The sequence below is a fragment of the Jiangella anatolica genome (genome assembly GCF_003236295.1).
Lineage (GTDB): Bacteria > Actinomycetota > Actinomycetes > Jiangellales > Jiangellaceae > Jiangella > Jiangella anatolica.
Genome location: NZ_POTW01000010.1, coordinates 63,467 through 81,404 on the forward strand (window position 1 = coordinate 63,467; position 17,938 = coordinate 81,404).

The 17,938-nt window shown below is 66.9% G+C and carries 21 protein-coding genes; 8 read left to right on the top strand and 13 right to left on the bottom strand.

The features are described from left to right. From C1I92_RS06100 to C1I92_RS06120, 5 genes are read right to left on the bottom strand one after another with little or no spacing between them, the layout of a single operon-like run. Positions 1-1,653: an extracellular solute-binding protein gene (locus C1I92_RS06100; RefSeq protein WP_111253774.1), complete on the bottom strand. Its 1,653-nt coding sequence runs from the start codon at positions 1,651-1,653 to the stop codon at positions 1-3. Positions 1,654-1,681: 28 nt separating this feature from the next. Beyond that, entirely contained in the window at positions 1,682-2,620 is a 939-nt protein-coding gene (locus tag C1I92_RS06105; RefSeq protein ID WP_438940521.1) for a carbohydrate ABC transporter permease, read from the bottom strand. Next, positions 2,580-3,491 (bottom strand): ABC transporter permease, encoded by a 912-nt coding sequence (locus C1I92_RS06110; protein ID WP_111253776.1) that lies wholly within the window; start codon positions 3,489-3,491, stop codon positions 2,580-2,582. Before C1I92_RS06110 ends, C1I92_RS06105 begins: the two co-directional genes overlap by 41 nt. Before the next feature lie 19 nt (positions 3,492-3,510). After that, the gene (locus tag C1I92_RS06115; RefSeq protein WP_146605036.1) at positions 3,511-5,520 is read right to left on the bottom strand and encodes a ricin-type beta-trefoil lectin domain protein; all 2,010 of its coding nucleotides are present in this window, start codon (positions 5,518-5,520) and stop codon (positions 3,511-3,513) included. 58 nt (positions 5,521-5,578) lie between these two features. Next, positions 5,579-5,785, bottom strand: a complete 207-nt coding sequence (locus C1I92_RS06120; protein ID WP_111253778.1) for a hypothetical protein — start codon at positions 5,783-5,785, stop codon at positions 5,579-5,581. Between the two features lie 202 nt (positions 5,786-5,987). On the opposite strand from C1I92_RS06120, the gene C1I92_RS06125 reads away from it, so the two are divergent. Both C1I92_RS06125 and C1I92_RS06130 read left to right on the top strand, forming a co-directional pair. Continuing rightward, positions 5,988-6,716, top strand: a complete 729-nt coding sequence (locus tag C1I92_RS06125) for a GntR family transcriptional regulator (RefSeq protein ID WP_111253779.1) — start codon at positions 5,988-5,990, stop codon at positions 6,714-6,716. 25 nt (positions 6,717-6,741) lie between these two features. Further along, the gene (locus C1I92_RS06130; protein WP_111253780.1) at positions 6,742-7,239 is read left to right on the top strand and encodes a DUF2961 domain-containing protein; all 498 of its coding nucleotides are present in this window, start codon (positions 6,742-6,744) and stop codon (positions 7,237-7,239) included. 158 nt (positions 7,240-7,397) lie between these two features. Here the strand turns inward: C1I92_RS06130 and C1I92_RS34795 are convergent, their stop codons facing one another. The 4 genes from C1I92_RS34795 to C1I92_RS06150 all read right to left on the bottom strand — a co-directional run bounded on the left by C1I92_RS34795 (position 7,398) and on the right by C1I92_RS06150 (position 9,777). Beyond that, positions 7,398-7,547, bottom strand: coding sequence for a hypothetical protein (locus C1I92_RS34795; RefSeq protein ID WP_233506866.1), 150 nt, complete (start codon positions 7,545-7,547; stop codon positions 7,398-7,400). Between the two features lie 118 nt (positions 7,548-7,665). Further along, complete coding sequence (locus tag C1I92_RS06140; protein ID WP_111253781.1) at positions 7,666-8,373, bottom strand: VOC family protein; 708 nt, start codon at positions 8,371-8,373, stop codon at positions 7,666-7,668. 412 nt (positions 8,374-8,785) lie between these two features. Next, entirely contained in the window at positions 8,786-9,397 is a 612-nt protein-coding gene (locus C1I92_RS06145) for a PIN domain-containing protein (protein WP_111253782.1), read from the bottom strand. Beyond that, entirely contained in the window at positions 9,394-9,777 is a 384-nt protein-coding gene (locus C1I92_RS06150) for a helix-turn-helix domain-containing protein (protein WP_111253783.1), read from the bottom strand. The genes C1I92_RS06145 and C1I92_RS06150 overlap by 4 nt, the downstream gene beginning before the upstream one ends. 763 nt (positions 9,778-10,540) lie before the next feature. On the opposite strand from C1I92_RS06150, the gene C1I92_RS33320 reads away from it, so the two are divergent. Beyond that, positions 10,541-11,215, top strand: coding sequence for a hypothetical protein (locus C1I92_RS33320; RefSeq protein ID WP_146605037.1), 675 nt, complete (start codon positions 10,541-10,543; stop codon positions 11,213-11,215). A 364-nt stretch (positions 11,216-11,579) separates the two neighbouring features. Continuing rightward, on the top strand, positions 11,580-12,407 hold the full coding sequence (locus tag C1I92_RS06155; RefSeq protein ID WP_146605038.1) for a hypothetical protein: 828 nt from the start codon (positions 11,580-11,582) through the stop codon (positions 12,405-12,407). Positions 12,408-12,581: 174 nt separating this feature from the next. Here the strand turns inward: C1I92_RS06155 and C1I92_RS06160 are convergent, their stop codons facing one another. Further along, positions 12,582-13,760: a tyrosine-type recombinase/integrase gene (locus C1I92_RS06160; RefSeq protein ID WP_111253785.1), complete on the bottom strand. Its 1,179-nt coding sequence runs from the start codon at positions 13,758-13,760 to the stop codon at positions 12,582-12,584. A 6-nt stretch (positions 13,761-13,766) separates the two neighbouring features. Beyond that, positions 13,767-14,027 (bottom strand): helix-turn-helix transcriptional regulator, encoded by a 261-nt coding sequence (locus C1I92_RS06165; protein ID WP_199521000.1) that lies wholly within the window; start codon positions 14,025-14,027, stop codon positions 13,767-13,769. Between the two features lie 416 nt (positions 14,028-14,443). Between C1I92_RS06165 and C1I92_RS06170 the strand changes: the two genes are divergently transcribed. Then, positions 14,444-14,893 (top strand): hypothetical protein, encoded by a 450-nt coding sequence (locus C1I92_RS06170; protein WP_111253786.1) that lies wholly within the window; start codon positions 14,444-14,446, stop codon positions 14,891-14,893. 715 nt (positions 14,894-15,608) lie between these two features. On the opposite strand, the gene C1I92_RS06175 is transcribed toward C1I92_RS06170, so the two are convergent. After that, positions 15,609-16,169 carry a hypothetical protein gene (locus C1I92_RS06175; RefSeq protein WP_146605039.1) on the bottom strand — a complete coding sequence of 187 codons (561 nt, stop codon included), beginning with the start codon at positions 16,167-16,169 and terminating at the stop codon, positions 15,609-15,611. A 55-nt stretch (positions 16,170-16,224) separates the two neighbouring features. Beyond that, positions 16,225-16,896 carry a hypothetical protein gene (locus C1I92_RS06180; protein WP_111253788.1) on the bottom strand — a complete coding sequence of 224 codons (672 nt, stop codon included), beginning with the start codon at positions 16,894-16,896 and terminating at the stop codon, positions 16,225-16,227. Positions 16,897-17,075: 179 nt separating this feature from the next. On the opposite strand from C1I92_RS06180, the gene C1I92_RS06185 reads away from it, so the two are divergent. From C1I92_RS06185 to C1I92_RS33660, 3 genes are all read left to right on the top strand, one after another. Beyond that, positions 17,076-17,342 carry a hypothetical protein gene (locus C1I92_RS06185; RefSeq protein WP_111253789.1) on the top strand — a complete coding sequence of 89 codons (267 nt, stop codon included), beginning with the start codon at positions 17,076-17,078 and terminating at the stop codon, positions 17,340-17,342. A gap of 42 nt (positions 17,343-17,384) precedes the next feature. Then, the gene (locus C1I92_RS06190; RefSeq protein ID WP_111253790.1) at positions 17,385-17,603 is read left to right on the top strand and encodes a ribbon-helix-helix domain-containing protein; all 219 of its coding nucleotides are present in this window, start codon (positions 17,385-17,387) and stop codon (positions 17,601-17,603) included. Positions 17,604-17,716: 113 nt separating this feature from the next. Next, positions 17,717-17,881, top strand: a complete 165-nt coding sequence (locus tag C1I92_RS33660) for a hypothetical protein (RefSeq protein WP_158564021.1) — start codon at positions 17,717-17,719, stop codon at positions 17,879-17,881. Positions 17,882-17,938 lie beyond the last annotated feature (57 nt).

A 17,938-nucleotide genomic window follows, 5' to 3' on the forward strand; every position in this document is an offset into this window, starting at 1 on the left:
TCACCCCATCGCCTCCTGCAGCCGCTCGCGGGTCTCGTTGCCGACCTTCTCGGTCCAGTTCTGCGTGATCGCGCGGAAGTCGTCGATCGAGATCCGCTCGGCCGTCACGTCGGCCACCGCGTCGTAGACCGCCTGCAGCGCCCCTGTCGTGTCCTCGACCGGCTCGATGTAGACGCCGACGGTCGGGTCCGGGATGGTCGCCGGGATCACCGCGGACTCCCACGCGTGCTGCGCCTCGACCCACTCCGGCGACTGCCCGCTGAACATCACCCCGGGCGGCGCGCCGATGAACTTGAACATGGTCCGGATCTCCTCGATGCCCTTGTCGGTCAGCACGGGCAGTCCGTTCGTCATCTCGTGGTCGACGCCCTCGACACCGTAGTTGAGCAGGAACCACTCCTCCGTCCCGAACGGCGCCGCGAGGAAGTCCAGCAGCCGCAGCCGGTCCTGGAGGACGCCCGGGTCGTCCTGACGCAGCGCGGTGATGCCGAAGATGCCCGACGAGACGTGGAACACGGGATCCGAGCCCGGCTGGGCGAACGGCAGCATGACGCCGATCTCGTCGACGGTGCGCCGCTCCTGCTCGATGAAGCCGCGCCAGCCCGCGAGCCCGTCCATGTACAGCGCGGTGGTGCCGGACGAGAACGACTGCTTGGCCTGTGTGACCGTGAAGCCGGTGAAGTCGGGGTGGAAGTAGCCCTGCTTGGACAGCTCGAGGTGGTACTCGACGGCGGCGAAGTACTCGTCGGTCTCCCAGTCCTTCGTCAGCGTGCCGTCCGACTCGAGCCGCCAGTTGTTCGGCACCCCGAACGCGGCCCAGAACAGCAGCATCATCGTCGGGCCGAACGGGCCCATCGCCCACCGGCCCGACTGCGGCGCCGTCAGCTCCGCGCACAGGTCGGTGAAGTCGTCGGTCGTCTTGACGTCGGCCGGCGTCACCCCGATCGACGACAACAGGTCGACGCGCGCCATCATCACGTTCGTCAGCACCTGCTGCTCGACGGGGACGCCCCACAGCCGGCCGTTGACGCGAGCGCTACGCCAGGCGTAGGTCGGGATGTTCGCGAGATTCGGGTAGGCCTCGACGGCGTCGCCGGACAAGTGCTCGGACAGGTCGGCGAACCGGGCGCCGAGCAGCTCCGTCAGCCGCGGCATGGTCAGCTGGTCGCCGGTGAGCAGGACGGTGTCGGGGATGTCGTTGCCGGCCATGACGGCGTTGAACTTCTCGCGGTAGTCGGCCTGCGGGACGATCGTCGGCGCCAGCTCGCCGCCGATGCGCTCGTTCACCGCCGTCCAGTACGCGTTGTCGCCGGCGGCGGGTGGCGGCGGGTCGTACGTCAGCACCAGCGACGTCAGCCGCTCCCAGTCGGTCGGTAGCTCCTCGACCGACCGCTGGAGCTGCGACGGGAACCGCAGGTAGCCGTCCTGGACGCCGTCGGCGGTACCGGGCAGGTCCGGCTCGACGTAGCGGGCCGGCCGGTACGACGGCAGGTCGACGGGGCCGCTGCCGGCGCTCGGGCTGCCGGAGCCGGAGCCACCGGAGCCGGAGTCCGACGATCCGCAGGCGGCCAGCAACGGCCCGCCCAATGCGACCGCCGAGGCGCCGAAGAGGGCGCTGCGCAGGATCGACCTGCGGCTGATCGACTGGTTCATGAGGTCCTCCAGGAACGAGACGGGCGGCTCAGCCCTTGACGGCGCCGGTGAGGACGCCGGTGGCGAAGTGCCGCTGCAGGAAGGGGTAGACACAGAGGATGGGGACGAGCGCGATGACGACGACCGCCATCTGCACCGACTGCACGGGCGGCAGCGACGCCGCCCCGCCGGGGTCGAACGAGCTGGATCCGCCGAGCGTCGAGCCGCCCAGCACGTAGGTCCGCAGCAGCAGCTGCAGCGGCCACTTGGCGGTGTCGTTGAGGTAGAGCATCGCGGTGAAGAAGGCGTTCCAGTACGCGACGGCGTAGAACAGCCCGATGACCGCCAGGACGGCCTTGGACAGCGGCAGCACGATGGTCAGCAGCACCCGCCACTCGCCGGCGCCGTCGATGCGGGCGCTGTCGAGCAGCTCCTGCGGCACGTTCATGAAGAACCCGCGCATGATGACGACGTTGAACGCGCTGACCGCGGTCGGCAGCACGAGCGACGCGTACGTGTCGAGCAGGCCGAGCTCCTTGACCACCAGGTAGCTCGGGATGACGCCGGGCGGGAACAGGAACGTCAGGAGGACGATCGCCAGGAGCGTCCGGTGCGCGAACGAGCCGCGCCGGCTCAGCCCGTACGCCAGCAGGACGGTGGCCACCAGGCTGACCGCCGTCCCGGCGACCGTGACACCGACGCTGACCAGCACGGCGCGGGTGACGATGCCGCCGCTGAGGATCGCCTCGTACGCGGAGAAGTCCAGCGACGTCGGGAACACGACGTAGCCGCCGGTGCGGTCCAGCGTCTCCGCGCTGGACAGGCTGGTCGAGACGATGACCAGGAACGGGAACGCCACCAGCAGGCAGACCGCGACCAGGACGGCCGCCTTGGAGACGTGGCTGGCGACGGATGGCCGTTCCATCCAGACCGGGCGCATGACACGGCTACCGCTCACGGGAGTACACCCCCTGCTCTCCGAGGGCATGGGCGACCCGGTTCGCGGCCAGGATCAGCACCAGCCCGACGACGCCCTTGAACAGGCCGGCGGCGGCCGCGACGCCCCACTCGCCGCCGACGACGCCGTAGAAGTACGAGTACGTGTCCAGCACCTCGGCGGCGGCCGAGCCGACGGCGTCGCGCTGCAGCAGGATCTGCTCGAACCCGACCGACAGCACCTCGCCGAGCCGCAGGATCAGCAGCAGGACGATGATCGGCCGGATCCCCGGCAGCGTGATGTGCCACAGCCGCCGCCACGGCCCCGCGCCGTCGACGGCCGCGGACTCGTACCGCGAGTCGTCGATGGTCGACAGCGCGGCGAGGAAGATGATCGTGCCCCAGCCGGCCTCCTTCCAGATCACCTGCGACGTGACGAGGAAGGCGAACAGGTCCGGGTTGGTCATGAACTCGAACGTCCCCCAGCCCTGCTCGCGCAGGAACTGGTTGACGACGCCGGCGTTGCCGAGCACCTGCTGGAACAGCGCGACGACGATGACCCACGACACGAAGTGCGGCAGGTAGAGCACGCTCTGCACCAGCTTGCGCACCCCGGGCGACAGGACCGAGTTCAGCAGCAGCGCCAGCGCGATCGGCACCGGGAACAGCAGCACGAGCTGGCAGAACGCGAGCACCAAGGTGTTCTGGAGCGCGTCCCAGAACCGCGGGTCCTCGAACAGCCGGCGGAAGTTCTCCAGTCCGGTGAACGGGCTGTCGGCGATGCCGATGTAGGGCAGGTAGTCCTGGAACGCGACCACGTTGCCCAGCAGCGGCAGGTACCAGAAGACGAGCAGCAGGCCGATGCCTGGGACCGCCATCAGCAGGAGCACGCGGTCCCGCCTCAGGCGGTCCCAGATGGTCATCGCACCTCCTCGAGGGTTGTTACGGAAGGGTCCAGAGCTGGTCCGCCCGGGTCAGGCAGTCCCAGATGATCAGCCGGGTGCCGTTCGCGGACGAGCCGCCGGTGGTGGACAGGCAGCGGTTCGACTGCGGGTTCTTCAGCGAGCCGTCGCTCTGCTCGACCCACTGCTGCGACCCGCTGCCGATGCAGTCGTAGAGCTGGATGACGGTGCCGTTCGCGGTCAGGCCCCACTGGACATCCAGGCACTTGCCCAGCGCCCGGATGGACCCGTCGCCCGGCAGCGACCAGGTCTGCGCGGCACTGCCGGTGACGCACGGCTCCAGCTCGATCGGCGTGGCGTTCGCGGTGTTGCCGTTCTCGACGGTGACGCACTTGCCGGCGATGCCGGCGATCTGGCCGGACGGCGTGACCGGGTCCGGGTCAGGCACCAGGTAGCCGGTCACGTTGTCGCCGACCCCGATGCCGGCGTGCGGCGACGTCACGGTGAGCCTGACGTCGTCGGACGGCTGGGGAAGCGCTTGCCAGACGGACGCGTCAGAGCCCGGCGGGACCTGCTGGTTGTCCTCCAGCGCTTGGTAGAGCGTGCCGCCGTGCACGACGACGTCGCCCTCCTCGTAGACCATGACGGGCTGGCCGTCCTGCAGCGTCTCCCGGTCGGTCCACCACTCCAGCCGCCGGTAGTCCGCGTCCAGATACGACCCCATGAAGTCGCGGAACTGCACCCGCGGCACCGTCGCGTAGGTGGTGTTCGTGTCGGTGACGTTCGGCCGCGACGTGGCCTGCAGCGGCGGCCCGTCGATCACGTTGTCCGTCCACCGGTGCGTGATGGACGTGGTGTCGGCCGGGCTGAACATGTCCGCCGGCGCCGTCACGTTCGGATAGACCTCGTTGTAGTTGAAGTTGAAGCCGCGCCAGGTGTTGCCGGTGAACTCCACGTCGACGCCGGTGCCGCCGGCGTGGGTGAAGACGCCGCCGTAGGAGGTGTCGGCGAAGTAGTTGTCCTCGAACGTGACGGTGTCCGACGGGCTGTACGGGTCGCCCGCCACCGTCGTGGGGAAGAACTCGATGAACAGGTCGCCGGTCCCGATGACGACGTTGTCGTGGAAGGCCGCGCTGCCGAACCGCTGCCCCCACTGGATGTTGCCGTCCTGCCAGTGGCTGAACGCCGAGCGCCAGCGGGTCGCGGCGGGTCCGAGCACGTTGTGGTGGACGGCGACCTGGTCGCCGGCCTGCCCGACCTGGAGCGCCTCGGTGCCGGTGCGCAGGATGCGGTTGTTGTAGATCTCGACGTTCTCGAACGTGTGCTGCGGCTGGGGCTGGGTGCTGCCCATGTAGATGCCCTCGGAGCCGGTGTCGTGGATGTAGAGGTCGTGCACGCGGACGTTGCGCATCGTCGCCGCGCCGGCGTTGTCGGTCTTCATCACGAGACCGGCGAACTCGGCCCGCCTGACCTCGATCATGTCCAGCTCGAAATGGCTGGCACCGTTGCTGATGGACAGCCCGATGCCGCCCTGGCGGCTGAACTCGTCGTCGACGACGATGCCGTAGGTGTCCTGGCTGTCCGCCCAGGCGCCGTCGGCGTGGCCGCGGTAGTCGGTGTGCCCGGTCTGGGCGACCGGGTTGTAGCGTCCGGTCAGGATCCAGTTCCGGCCGCCGTTGAGGGCGAAGACGTACGGGTGGTTCTCCCCGCCCACCCGGACCTGCCCGCCGCTGTTGGTGATGACCAGCGGGTCGGCGGCGCTGCGCAGCGGCAGCCCGCCGAGATGGATCGAGCGGTACTGGCCGGCGGGGATGTAGAGCCGGTCGATGTCCTGCCAGTCGACGGCCGGGAAGGCCGAGACGATGTTCGGGTAGTTGAGGTCGCCATTCGCGTCCGCGCCCGGCAACGTGAAGGTCTCGAGCACTCGCAGATGCGGATGGGGCTTCGGGTGTGCCGGCGGGGTGCCGGGCGGCGGGGCCGCCGCCGCGGGGACCGCGAGCAGTGCTGGGACCGCCAAGAGCACGGCGGCCAGCAGGGTTCTGATTCTCATGAGCTCACCTCGTTCGACGGTTGAACTGGACGGTGTGCCTCGGTCGCGTCCCCCGGCGCTACCGCTCCAGCAGCTCGGCTATCACCACCCCGGGCGGCGGCAGCGTCACCGGATCGGTGCGGTCCGCCTGGTCCAGGACGCCGGTCGGCCCGTGACCCGCGGGTTCCACGGGCCCGACCGTGACGTCGTCGGGCGAGAGGCCGACCAGCACGTCGTCGCCGGTGCCGACGACCACCACCTCAGCGGTCAGCTCTCGATCCGTCATCGCCGTCCTCGATTGGTTGCGCTTTGGTTCGATTGGTTGTGGCGGCGACTGTACGCGGCACCCCAATGGCGGTCAAGCAATCACTACTGAACCGTTACATCCACGTATCACTGCAGCTCAATTGGTTCGCCCTTGACGCCCCACACCGTCCAGGCGTAGCGTTCGCGGCCAGACAATTGGTCTACTCGAAAGGGTGTGAGGCGTGCTGACCCGGCTGGCGCAACAACTCGCGGCCACACTGGAGGCACAGATCCTCGACGGCCGCTGGAAGGTCGGCGACCGGCTCCCACCGGAACGAGAGCTGGCCGGTCAGCACGAGGTCAGCCGGACGGTGGTCCGCGAAGCCCTGGAAGACCTGGAACGATCCGGGCTCATCCTGCGCCACCAAGGCCGCGGCACCTTCGTCGCGCCGCGTCGGCTTGAGCAGTCGCTGCTCGGGCATTTCTCCATCGTCGAGTCGCTGCGGGCGTCCGGTCAGGCGGTGTCCACCCGGCTGCTGGACGAGCGGGTCGTCCCCGCCACCCGCACGATGGCCCGCGAACTCGACGTCGACCCCGGCGCCCACGTCCTGCACATCGAACGGCTGCGGCTGGCCGACCGCGTCCCCTTCATGGTCGAACGCACTTGGCTCCCCCTGAGCCGCCTCCCCGGCCTGGACACCCTCGACCTCACCCAACGCAGCCTCTACGAAGCACTGCGCACCGAATACGGCGTCGTCCTGGAGCGCGCCGTCGAGTCGTTCGAGCCGGCGCTGCTGACGGCGTACGAGGCCGACGCGCTGGACCGGCCGGCCGGATCACCAGCACTGCTGCTGCTGCGCACCACGTTCGACGCCCGCGACGTCCCCGCCGAAGCAGCCCGCGCCGTACTCCGCGCCGACATCGTCCGGCCCCTGGTCGAACGCAAGGTCCACGAGCCGGTCCGCTACTGAGTCTTGGACGGGAGCGGAGCACTGCATGACTGGACCCCTGTCGAACCTCCCACGTCTGACCGGGACGAGGAGTGCCCGCGCTTCCAGCTGGGACCCCACCGGCGGCAACGACGATCGGCTGACGATCGCACCGGGCGGTACGGCTGGGCTCGCGGCCGTCGACGAGCCCGGTGTGGTGCGGCACATCTGGGTGACCATCGCCTGCGATGACGAGCACTACCTGCGCAACTTCGTGTCGGCGCCGCTGCAGATGAGTCCGCAGGACGGCAAGGCGTTCAACTGCTGGTTCCCGATGCCGTTCGACTCCGCGCGCATCGAGGTGACCAACGAGTGCGCCACGGACGTGATCCTCTATTACTACGTCGACTACGAGCTCACCGGGACGTCTGACCCGCGAGCCGGCCGGTTCCACACCGCCTCGACATCGAGAACCTGCGGCAGGTCGGTCCCGCGGTGTTCAACTGGTACGGCGAGGGCGACCACATCGAGGGCCCAGTCCGGTTCCAGAAGTCGATCAAGGTGACCATCGAGCACGGTCACGACAACCGCCGCTCCGACGACTGGTCCAGCACCGCCTACTGGTACCAGACCGAACCGCACGCGCCGTTCCCGCCGCTGCCAGAGGTAGCCGACCGGCTCCCCCGCCCTGGGGCCGATGAGACCGGACGACGAGCCGCTACGTCACGCCTTTCGATGAGCCGACCGCCGGAGCCAGCCGACCATCGCAGTGGCCACGAACAACACCACCCCGATGAAACCCAGCCACAGGATGCCCTCGATCGCAAACCCCACGATCGACAGCACCAACCAGAGGGCCAGCAAGACGACCACGAGAACCATCACATCCAAGCAGTACCCAGTTCGGAGCGTCGCAGACGGAGCTTGAGCACGGGCCGCATGACGCCCACGTGACGGTTCGCTTGCGCTGACAAGGGGGCCGGTCGACGGTTCAGTCCTTCTTCGCGGCGGACATGTCGACGCACACGATTCCCTCGTTGCCGTCCTGGTCTGCGATCACGGTGAGCGAGGGTGCGTCGCTGTCATCGACGACGGTCCCACCCGCGGCGAGGGCGGCGGCGATCCTTTGCGCGGCCACTTCGGGCGCCACGTAGACCTCGAGGTGGAATCGCTGGCGCGGGGTCTCGCGTGTGCCGGCGTCCCCGAACCACAGGTTCGGTACCCGTCCCGTGGCGTCACGGATCTCGTCGCTGGGGGTCCCGTGGCCCTGGGCCTCGGCGTTCCCGGTCAGCAGGGCGGCCCACACGGGGGCGATGGTCGCGGAGTGCGCCGTGTCGAGGCCGAGCTCGATGACGCTGACCGAGGCGGGGTCTGCGTCGAGCCTGTGGTCGGCGGCGATCTCGGTGATCCGTCGCGCGCGGTCGACGTCCTGCTGGGTCACCCATTCGACGACGTGTTCGGTGCCCTCGTCGTCGCGGTAGATGGCGTCGTCGCTGACCAGCTCGAGGTCGACGTATCCGTGACCGATCGACACGCTCGGGTGGTGTCCGATCGCGTCGCCCGCCTCGCCCACCGCGGCGACGAATCGTGCGCCGGTGCCGAAGTCGTCCACCAGGTAGCGGGCATGCAATCCCTGGGCCAGCTTGCGCCAATCGGTCAGATTGGCCGCGGCAATCTGTTCGCCCTTCACCATTTCCATGGACGGGGACCGTAGCCCTGACTCAGCCGCAGCGCTAGCGCCGCCACTCCTGCCCAAGGCATGCCCGCGGGCGGACAAACCTTCCGGCTACGACGCGCGCAGCTGCTGCCGCCCGGACGGCATGGCGTGACCGCTCATGCCACGATGCGCGCGGCCGGTCCGTCAAGGACCTACCGACCCGCTGACCTGCGTCAACGGGACTCGTCAACGAGTCGGGCTGACAGGATTTGAACCTGCGACCCCCTGGATAAAACCGCTGGTCAAAGCCGGTTTACGGTCATCTCGTAAGCTTGCGGATCCCCTGCTCTTAGCTGGGAACCGGTCGGTTCTCGCTATCCGACTCTATCGGGTCTTCGAGGGTCGGTACGGGTTGTTTGCGATGGGTAAGCGATGGACCAGGTGGGGCACCGACTCAGTCCAGGGCACCGCCGGCCGACGCCAGCAGAGGCATCATCCTGGCGGCCACGATCGGCGCGCCAGCACGCTCCAGCGCCGCCATGGTCGATGCGTCCGTGGCGCCGCGCAGCCGGGCAACGGCGGTCGCGTGTACGGAAAGCATCTGCGCCGGGTACTCGGCGATCAGAACACTCAACAGCGCATCGGGCGTCATCACCTCGAACCCGAGCGCCCCCGCGACTTCCTCCGGGAAGTCCTTCGTGTTCGCCGTGCACAGGACGGTGGCCTCCGCAGCGACGGCAGCGGCGATCACATGACGGTCGTCCTCGTCAGGCAGCGCCAGCTCGGACAGCCGCTCGTGATCCTCGAGTGTCGGCTCGACCTCGGCATACGGGAACGCGCGGTTCATCGCGGCCGCGAGGCGCGCACCGGATTCGACTGTGAAGCCAGCGACCTTCGCCGCCAGATGTTCGGTGACCTCGTCGAGAATCCGCCGGCTCCACGCGATGGCGATGATCTCTTCATCAGCGGCGTAGAGCAGGTAGTCACGCAGGACGCGCGAGTACAGGACGTTGGCGTCGACCAGTACGACCCGGACCATGCCCGGCAGGTCGAGATCGTCGGTCACTCGGCAAGGCCCAGCTCGTTCTGCAACCCGGCAAGATCCTCCAACGCTGCCCGACGCCGTGGACGCTCGGCGTCGAGGAACGCCCGGATGGAGGAGACTCGGATGCGGTGATGGGCGCCGACCATACGGAAGTCGAGCACGCCCTGGTCCATCAGCTTGCGGACCTGTGGCCGCGACATTCCCAGCAGCTCAGCGGCCTCGCTCGGAGTGACTTCGGCATGTCCACGGGTGAGGAGAACCTGCTGTCCGCGAGCGCGCGCGTCGACCACACGTGCGAGCAGCTCCGCCGTCTCGCGAGAGAGCGACACCTGCACCTCATCGCCGCCGGCGTCCAGAGCACGGTGGACCGCCTCGACGTCGCGTGCGAGCAGCTCTGTCATCTCGCCACCCCATCTGCTTCAACTGAACCATCTGCAACAACTATACGCGCTCGGCCGAGCGACGAACGGATCACCGTTCGCCGCCACCGGCTGGGGCCGAAATCCGCGACGACAGGTGGGCCCAACGCACTTGACTCATGCGCCCGGGCCAGGACCCGCCTACGTCCTTGCCTCGCCCCGAGATCCACGACGGGTCCAGCGCGACCTGGCAATGGAGCTGGAGCGGCCGCATCGTCCACGACCCTATACACGGCCAGCCCCATCGTGAGCCCACACCGCCAGTCCTGGGCATGGCGCCACAGACCACCGGAAAGACAGACCAGCTGAGGGGTGTGCTACCGATCTTGTCGGTGACACAATGCCGATGTGGTCGATCACCTCGGCCGGGTCAGCGCCGCCTTCGCGGCACTGCAACGCGGCGCAGCTCAGGTCGATGGATGAACACCTGCAGTATCGCTTGCGGTCTCGCGTTCCCGTCGAGGGCTGAGGTGTGAACAGCGAACGAAAGTCGACTAAGCCAGACAGGCGCGACTCAGGTATCGCCCGAGGGTGGCACAGACTTGCGCATGCCTTTGGGAAACCGTGGTGGCAAGGGTTTGGCGCAATCATCGGCGTTGGTGCGCTGATACTGACAGGAATTCAGCTATTTTCATCTCGTGACGACCCAGCTGAATCATCGAATCGTCCCGGCGAGTCGACAGCCGAGAATTCTGGCGACGTCGGCGATTGTTCCGCCGTCGGCCAGGGAAACACTGTCACTTGCGTGGAGGCTGATCCCTCTGAACCCAGTTACGCTGACCTTACTATTGGCCCGAGCTTTCCTCCCGACTACGTCGTGTTCGGCGACCCAGCGACCTTGCCGCCACCACCCGAACTCGCAGAGGAAGAACTGTTCGAAAGGTGCGAACCATGGGACGGCTGGCTGACTGAGAACTCAGGAGTGCTAGCATCGCCCGACTTTGACATTATGGTCGTAGGTGGCAAAAACGATCTGGTGGTCATTTCCGAGATTAGGAGTGTGCTCATAGGGAAGGATCCAGTCGCAGCGCCACCCTCAATCATCCGATGCAGCTACGGTGGTGGAGTCGAGCCAGGAATCGAGATCCACCTGAATACGGCGGAGCAATCGACCATTCTCACGGACCTTGAATCCGGAGAATCTTCAGAGATGCCGCCCGCAACCGTCTCATTGTCGGAAGCTGGCGCTTTCGGCGCATCGATTATGGTAGCGTCCGAACCGGGCTTTGTATATTCAGGATACTTTGAAATCACCTGCGCAGTGAACGGCGAGAACAGAGTCATCACCTACGGTAGTAGTGCCGATCCAATAAAGTGGCTCGGCGGCGACAATTTCGCCTCATCTCAGGCAGTCTACGGCTGGAACCATATTACTCGTTCATGGGTGTTCGGGCTCGATCCCGAGTACCTCTTCCAATAGTGCGGGCGTCTCCACCCCAGGCTGGCCATGGCCCGCGCGACTTACTCTTCGCCCGCCGCGAGTGTTGGACGGAAACATGCGGCATGGATGCTGGCTTGCTCGCCGAGATGGCCATGCGCCCCTGCCGGCGCTGCGTCGCGTGTTGCAACACGCGCGCGTCGTATTGCGGCGCCCGTGCAACACCGGTGCAACCGCGCGCCGCACGGCGCCCGCGCGACCGGGGATGCTGGCCCCCGAGCCGGACAAGTGCAAGACGTGTGTCATTGATAACAACAAGATCAGCGGGTACTCAGGCTCGGCCGGTCCAAGGCAACGCTCGGATGGAGCGTTACGCCGGAACGTCATGGACGGATACGATGGTTTTGTGGCAGCCAAGCAGGTCAGTCGGAGCTTCGCCGGTCGTGAATGCTTCGCCTCCCGTCTGGGTGGATGCTCGGACAAGATGTCCGGCGAGCACTACGTCAGCGACAGCATTCTTCGCATGCTCGGCGCGACGAACATCTCCACACGGGACTACCCGTGGAACGTTGACGGCGAACTGAAGACGGTCGGAATCTCGTCCTTCAAGACTAAGGTCCTATGCCAGGAGCACAATTCGGCACTCTCCAAGGCGGATGAGGCCGCCAAGGCGTTCGCCATGGCCCTGGCGTGGGCAGGACTACAGATCCGCACCTCGGTCGAGTTCGAGTCCGCATCCGAAGTCCTGAGCGTTGACGGCGATCAGCTCGAGCGATGGGTACTCAAGACGCTCGTAGTGCACCAGCTTGCATCCGTGCTCAAGGATAACGGGAAGCCCGTTGCGACTTTGGACCGAACGCAAGCCGTCGACCTTCTTTTCGGCCAGCGCCCGTGGCCACCAGGTTGGGGGCTCTATGTCTCGCGTACGGCGAGCGATCCACTGACGAAGGAATCTGTTCGCGCGCCGTGGGGCGGCATTCAACCGCTCGTCCGCAAGGATGGCGAGCTGATCGGCGGTCTGGTATGGCTCGGAGGAGTGGCTCTTGCGCTCGCGTTGTTCCAACCCGCTCCAGACGAAACTCGCGGACCGTTCGCGAACGCGGTCTATCGGCCCGGCGCCGTGGCGTTCCGCACGCGGGGCTTCGATAAGGGCGCCGTCCTCCTGTGGTCGGATAGCGCACACCATGAGCAGGTGATCATGTCGGTCACGTTCAAGAAGATCGGCGAGCCATAGCCGACGTCGGCGCTACGGTTGCCGACAGCAGCCGAGGTCCTGCCCACGGCTGCGGCGCCGTGCAAGCATCTCGTCCAGGGCACCGCTGAGAAGTCGACGAGCTAAGGCGGTCGGAGGCGCAGCCCGCCCGGTGTCGTCGATTCGACGACACCGGGCCGAGCGGTCGGCATTCAGCTAGGAGCGCCGGAAGGTCTGGTCGAGCAGGTCGGCGGTGACGGGGTTCACCATCTCGTTGCGGCGGATGTAGTGGTCGATGGTGATCTTGGGGTCGCTGTGGCCGAGCAGCTCAGCGGCGAGGTTGACGCCGGCGGCCTCGTTGACCGCGGTCGCGACGGTGCGGCGGAACGCGTGCGGGGTGGCGCCGTCGATCTCGGCCAGCTTCATGGCGCGGCGGAGCTGGCGCCGCACGTTGTTCGGTGTCAGCGGTGTCCCGTTGCGGCTGCAGAACAGCAGCGCCTCCGGGGACCGCTCCCCCGTCAGCGCGAGCCGTTGGCGAACCGCTTCAGCCGCGAAGGACGGCAGCGCAACGGTCCGGCGCGACTTGGCAGTCTTCGGGTGATCCTGACGGTGTGCAGGCTCGCTACGGCGGGTCACGATCGTTCCGGCGATCCGCAGCGTCGGAGGCGAGTCGGCGACGTCGACGTCGCAGCGCCGGATCGCTAGCACCTCCCCGATGCGGGCAGACGAACCGAGCATGACCTCGATGATCTGGCCGAGCTGACCGTCGGGACGAGGGCCCGACCGCGACAGCCCGGACTCCCAGTGCCGGACTGCGGCGCGGACGGCGTCGACCTCGGCCACGGTGAGCGCATCCGGAGTCGACGGGGTGCGGTGCAGGCGGGCGATGTGGTCCATCGGGTTCCTGGGGATGATCTCGTGCCGTACCGCCAGCGCGAGTGCCAGCCGGAGCACGACGCGGGCGTGCTTGGCGCGGCTGTAACTCTGTTTCGCGAGATGCTTGATGAACCGGTCGCACCTGGCAACGCCGATCTCGCGGAGCGTGAGCTCGGCGAACGCCGGCAGGACGAGGGTGCGCATGTCCCGCTCGTAGAGCTTCCGCGTGGACGGCGACAGCCGGTCCTCGAGGTCGAGGTCTTCTAGCCAGTACTCCACGAGTGCGGGGAACCCGCTGTCCGGTGTGAGCGCGGTGAAGGACCCCTGGAACAGCGACCGCTCGGACAGCTTCACCTTCAATGCCCGTTCGGCGGCGCGCACGGTGTCGGCGGTGGCCTGGACGATACGCGTCTTGCCGTCCCAGTCGCGGTAGCGGGTGCGCGCCTCGAATCGCCCGCGAGAAGTCTTTCGGGTGGTGATCTCACCGAAGGTGCCGATCGGCAGCCGGGGCCTAGGCATCGCGGATCATCCCGCCCCGGGCTCGCGCTGCGCGGCCAGCCATGCCCGGACGTCCGAGACCGCGAACTTGAGCCGCTTCCCGAACTTGTACGCCGGCGGACCCTTGCCGTTCGTGCGCCAGTCGTAGATCGTCGTCACCGGGACGCCGAGGTAGGCGGCCAGCTCCTCGATGTCGATCAGTGGTTCCAGGCCCCACCGGCCCGAAGGCTTCGCCATGTCGTCCATGCCGGTCAGGTGCGTGGCCGACGCCCTGACGATCGGGGGCATCGGCAGCCGACCCGCAGCAACCGAGCACGACGCGACCAAGCGCCGCCGAGCGGCGGGGTTTGCGATGGGTTTTCGATGGGCGGTTCAAATTCCACCTGCCAGGAAGGTCCTGGGAACCGCCAGCTACCAGGACCGATCTGTCGGGCTGACAGGATTTGAACCTGCGACCCCCTGACCCCCAGGTGAACGGATATGCGTCTTCCCAGGTCAGAGCGCTTCCCTCATCGTGCGGCGGGCGTGCGTAGCGTGCACGGCGTGCCCCCGCGGACAGGTCGTTGGTCCAAACCTGGTCCAAGGTTTCTGCCAGCTCGCGGCCCACCGGTACGCGTGCTCGACCACATCCCCGTACGCCCCCGGCCGGTGCGCGAACACCAGCCGGGGACTTGGCCCCACCTGATCAGACCAGGAGAGAACCCATGCGGAACATACCGCGTCGACCGTCCACGATCACGTGGTCCTACGTTGTCGACGACACGACCGGCTACGTCCTGGCGGAGCGGCGCGAGAACGCCTCGCCGGTCGTTCGGCTCCACCTTGCCCCGTCCGGGCTGGAACGGGTCTTCGATCTCGACTTGACGCCGGGCGCTGCGCTCCTTTTCGCGGGCCAGCTCGCCGCCGTCGCTGATGCTGCCCGCCGCGTCGAGTACAGCTCCCCGGACGTGCTCGCGCACATGAACGCCACGTACCTGTTCGGGGTCGACGATGAGGAGATCACTCAGGAGCTGGTCGACCTGGCCGACTACCTTGGCTACTCACCCTTGGGGGCTGACGGCCAGCTCGTCGGCCGGGCCGACAAGGTCTTGCGCGCCCGACTCGGCCTCGACCCTGCCCCTCCCATCCACCACTCCTCCCCATCCCCCTCATAACTGCCGCCCCAAGGCCGTAGCGGAGCGTGTCAAGGGTCGAGCTTGCTCGATCGCGTGCGACGGCCGAAGGCCGCCCTTGACTCGTGGAGTGGAGGCCGGACAATCACGGCATGAGGGGGTGGGACCGGACCGCCCAGCTCGGACGGGCACGGTTCGATCCCGGCGACCAGGACGACTCGATCTCGTCTCGTGGTCGACGGCGGACGCTCTGGCCGCGTGACTCGGCTGATTCGGACAGTGGCCGACGGGCCGTTGTTGGATCACCAGGCCGGTGACAAGTGAGACGAGTTCTCACTTCGTCGCCGGCCTGTCTGCGCTGCGGGCCGCCCGTCCCGGTCGCCCGGAACGGCCGAAGGCCGCACGCCCGGCGTGCCGGGCGGGCGGCTGCGGCGAGCGCAGCGAGCCGCCTTGACGGAGTAAAGAAAGTTCTCACCACGCCCCAGCGGTGCCGGGTGCCGGTGCCGGGCCGGGGCGGGCTTCGGTGGTGAGACACGGCGCTCGCAGGCCACTGGCCGGAGTTGAGGCGAGGGACTCCGGCTGGCCCGCTGCGCGGCCCGTAGACGGGTCGAGCCGCGCCGGGGGCCGCACCGGTCGGGCCGGTGGCTCGTTCGGCCGGTGCGGGCCAGTTCACAGGCTCCGCCGTCATGGTCGGTTGAGCGGCTCCGCCCACAGCCCGCGGCTCAAAGGCTCGAATCTTCCCGAGCGGTACTCCAGTTCACTCTCCATCCCAATTGAGCGCGGCCTGCTCTAGCGCAATTTTGGCGTTCCCGACAATGGTCCGATAATCCTGGAAGTCCGCCACGAACTTGGATGAGGTTTGTCCCGCCGCCGCAAGATTCAAATGGTTCGTCATTAGAATAAATTGCTCTTGGAGAGCATCCAACGTTTGCCTCGCAGCAGGGTTGCGAACGGAAAGGCGGGCGCGAGTGAGCAATGCCCAGAACGCATCGGTGTCTTGATGAAACTCTCGCACGCGAGCGGCATCTAGCTTCGCTCCATTCTGGGCGGCCTCGTAGGCCACTGAAAGGTTGGCGATCGCGGTAGCCCACCGCTGGAGCGCGGTTAGGAGGTCCGCTATCACATCCCGGTCGTGCTGAACCCGCATGGCCTTCTCGGATTCCCGTAAGCGTCGATCCTCCTTCCTCGTAGTCCAGACGTGCTGGAGGAAGGAGCTGAACAACACAAGAACGCCGCCCACCACAACGGGTGCCATGTCCGTTGCCACATCGGCAACGGAGATGTCCGATGATGCTAAACACGAGGTCTGGTCGCTCATGAATCGCATGATATGGCAGCCCTTCCATCAGTCTCGTCAAGAATTGGAGGTTCACTTAATCCGACTGATCCCTTTTCTGATCGCCAGCCTGTAACGCTTGCCGTTCTGCCTCATCAGTGAATGGCTTATAGGGAGCATCCGGTGAATCTGGCTCCCAAGTCCAGGCGTAGAATCGGTCGACCAGGCTAGGAGGCTTATTCTTCTTGCGCTTTTCGCGCTCGACGCCCCAAAGGTACAACTTGACCATTGGCGCTCGGAGTGGCGGGATCGTTGTTGTCATAATCCACCGCTGCGCGCGTTTACGGCGCATAACGAGCTCGAACCCGAGGGCCCAACCAGCGGCCGCCGCGCCAAAGACGTAGCTCCAGTAGAAGCCCGGGCGATCGAATGGGTTGCCTTCGGGACGGATCCGGATTGCACCCTCGACGATTAGAACGCCGCCGACTGCGGCGAAGAGGGCCATTTTGAAGGCACTAACAAATGCCCGGGGTCGCCGCTTACGCAACCGAATGTGCGCGGCCAGCTCCTCGGCAAGCTCGTGGATGACGCTCGTGAGTCGATCTCTGGTCTCGCCGGCGTCAACTTCCTCACGAGTCTTGACCAAGCCGTCGATCTGCCGACGCAACCGAGCTGGCTTCGTCAGCTCGTTCAGGGCGGTCACCAAGCCCGCAGCGCCAGCGGTGCCAACGACCGCCGCGCCTAACGCAACGAGTAGTTCCCAGGTCATTTGCGGACTCTACTGGATGAGCCGGACTCAACATCGTTACTGCTCAGCGGCAGCCTAGTTGCGTTAATCGAACACAGATTCGATACTAGGCACTATGGGAACTCGCAGACCTGCTCCGAACCCTGATCGGCTCCTCACTGCCTCGCTGAACGCAACCGCCCGGCGACTCGCGTTCGTCGATGCCAACGCCGGCGGATGCCGCGTCGGAGTTACGGGCGCTAGCCGCTGGCCGGTTCGATCTGCTCGCCGTGGCGGCCGGCGTGCATGTCGGCGGGTGGCTGGCCAATCCCCTACCGCATGGCGAACCGCTGATCGCGGCAGGGTTCCTCATCCGGGCCGGCGGAGCGGAGATCGGTAACGGCGGCATGGAGCTAGCGATCGAGACGATGAACAAGACTCGCGAGAACTCCCGTGCGGGCAACAGTCGGTGGAGTGACGTGGGCTAGCCGACGGCCGCCCATCTGTATGGGATGCGGTATGATGACTGTATGGCGAAAGAGAAGGTTACTGTAGCGATCAGTTCGTCGTCGCTAGCGCTCTTGGACGCCGACGCGAAGGCGTCGGGCCTGAACCGTTCGGAGTTCGTCGAACGTGCTGTCAGGAACGAGCACTACCGGCGGCTGCTCGATCAGGTCGAGGGTCCGTCGTGGACGGAGGATGACGAGACGCTGGCTCGTGCCGCGCTGCGGTTGCAGGCCGAGGCGTGAACCCCGGCGAGCTGTGGAGCCTGCCTGACGGGACCCTGCGGTTGGTGCTGTCGCACCCTACGTACAACGCGTCAAAGGGGAACATGGTCGTCACGTGCCAGGTCGTCCCTGAGATGAAGTCGTTCCAGCCGTTCGTGGTCCGGGTCAGTGCCGGCTACGTGCTCGCTGACCGGCTCCTGACGCACCCCCGGCACTGGCTCTCAGACCAGGGTGGCGAGCTGACCGATTCCGAGATGGTGGCGGTCCGCGAGCACCTGTCGTTCCTGCTCGGAATATGACTGCACCCACCCGTAAAGGTGACCCCATGACCGGAGCGACGTACGTGACCGTCGGAA

What these genes read in the sequence shown, in the direction of transcription:
- C1I92_RS06100 (WP_111253774.1), bottom strand. Translation starts at nt 1,653, where the DNA reads ATGAACCAGTCGATCAGCCGCAGGTCGATCCTGCGCAGCGCCCTCTTC.
- C1I92_RS06105 (WP_438940521.1), bottom strand. Translation starts at nt 2,620, where the DNA reads ATGCCCTCGGAGAGCAGGGGGTGTACTCCCGTGAGCGGTAGCCGTGTC.
- C1I92_RS06110 (WP_111253776.1), bottom strand. Translation starts at nt 3,491, where the DNA reads ATGACCATCTGGGACCGCCTGAGGCGGGACCGCGTGCTCCTGCTGATG.
- C1I92_RS06115 (WP_146605036.1), bottom strand. Translation starts at nt 5,520, where the DNA reads ATGAGAATCAGAACCCTGCTGGCCGCCGTGCTCTTGGCGGTCCCAGCA.
- C1I92_RS06120 (WP_111253778.1), bottom strand. Translation starts at nt 5,785, where the DNA reads ATGACGGATCGAGAGCTGACCGCTGAGGTGGTGGTCGTCGGCACCGGC.
- C1I92_RS06130 (WP_111253780.1), top strand. Translation starts at nt 6,742, where the DNA reads ATGACTGGACCCCTGTCGAACCTCCCACGTCTGACCGGGACGAGGAGT.
- C1I92_RS06140 (WP_111253781.1), bottom strand. Translation starts at nt 8,373, where the DNA reads ATGGAAATGGTGAAGGGCGAACAGATTGCCGCGGCCAATCTGACCGAT.
- C1I92_RS06150 (WP_111253783.1), bottom strand. Translation starts at nt 9,777, where the DNA reads ATGACAGAGCTGCTCGCACGCGACGTCGAGGCGGTCCACCGTGCTCTG.
- C1I92_RS06160 (WP_111253785.1), bottom strand. Translation starts at nt 13,760, where the DNA reads ATGCCTAGGCCCCGGCTGCCGATCGGCACCTTCGGTGAGATCACCACC.
- C1I92_RS06165 (WP_199521000.1), bottom strand. Translation starts at nt 14,027, where the DNA reads ATGCCCCCGATCGTCAGGGCGTCGGCCACGCACCTGACCGGCATGGAC.
- C1I92_RS06170 (WP_111253786.1), top strand. Translation starts at nt 14,444, where the DNA reads ATGCGGAACATACCGCGTCGACCGTCCACGATCACGTGGTCCTACGTT.
- C1I92_RS06175 (WP_146605039.1), bottom strand. Translation starts at nt 16,169, where the DNA reads ATGAGCGACCAGACCTCGTGTTTAGCATCATCGGACATCTCCGTTGCC.
- C1I92_RS06180 (WP_111253788.1), bottom strand. Translation starts at nt 16,896, where the DNA reads ATGACCTGGGAACTACTCGTTGCGTTAGGCGCGGCGGTCGTTGGCACC.
- C1I92_RS06185 (WP_111253789.1), top strand. Translation starts at nt 17,076, where the DNA reads ATGCCAACGCCGGCGGATGCCGCGTCGGAGTTACGGGCGCTAGCCGCT.
- C1I92_RS06190 (WP_111253790.1), top strand. Translation starts at nt 17,385, where the DNA reads ATGGCGAAAGAGAAGGTTACTGTAGCGATCAGTTCGTCGTCGCTAGCG.
- C1I92_RS33660 (WP_158564021.1), top strand. Translation starts at nt 17,717, where the DNA reads ATGAAGTCGTTCCAGCCGTTCGTGGTCCGGGTCAGTGCCGGCTACGTG.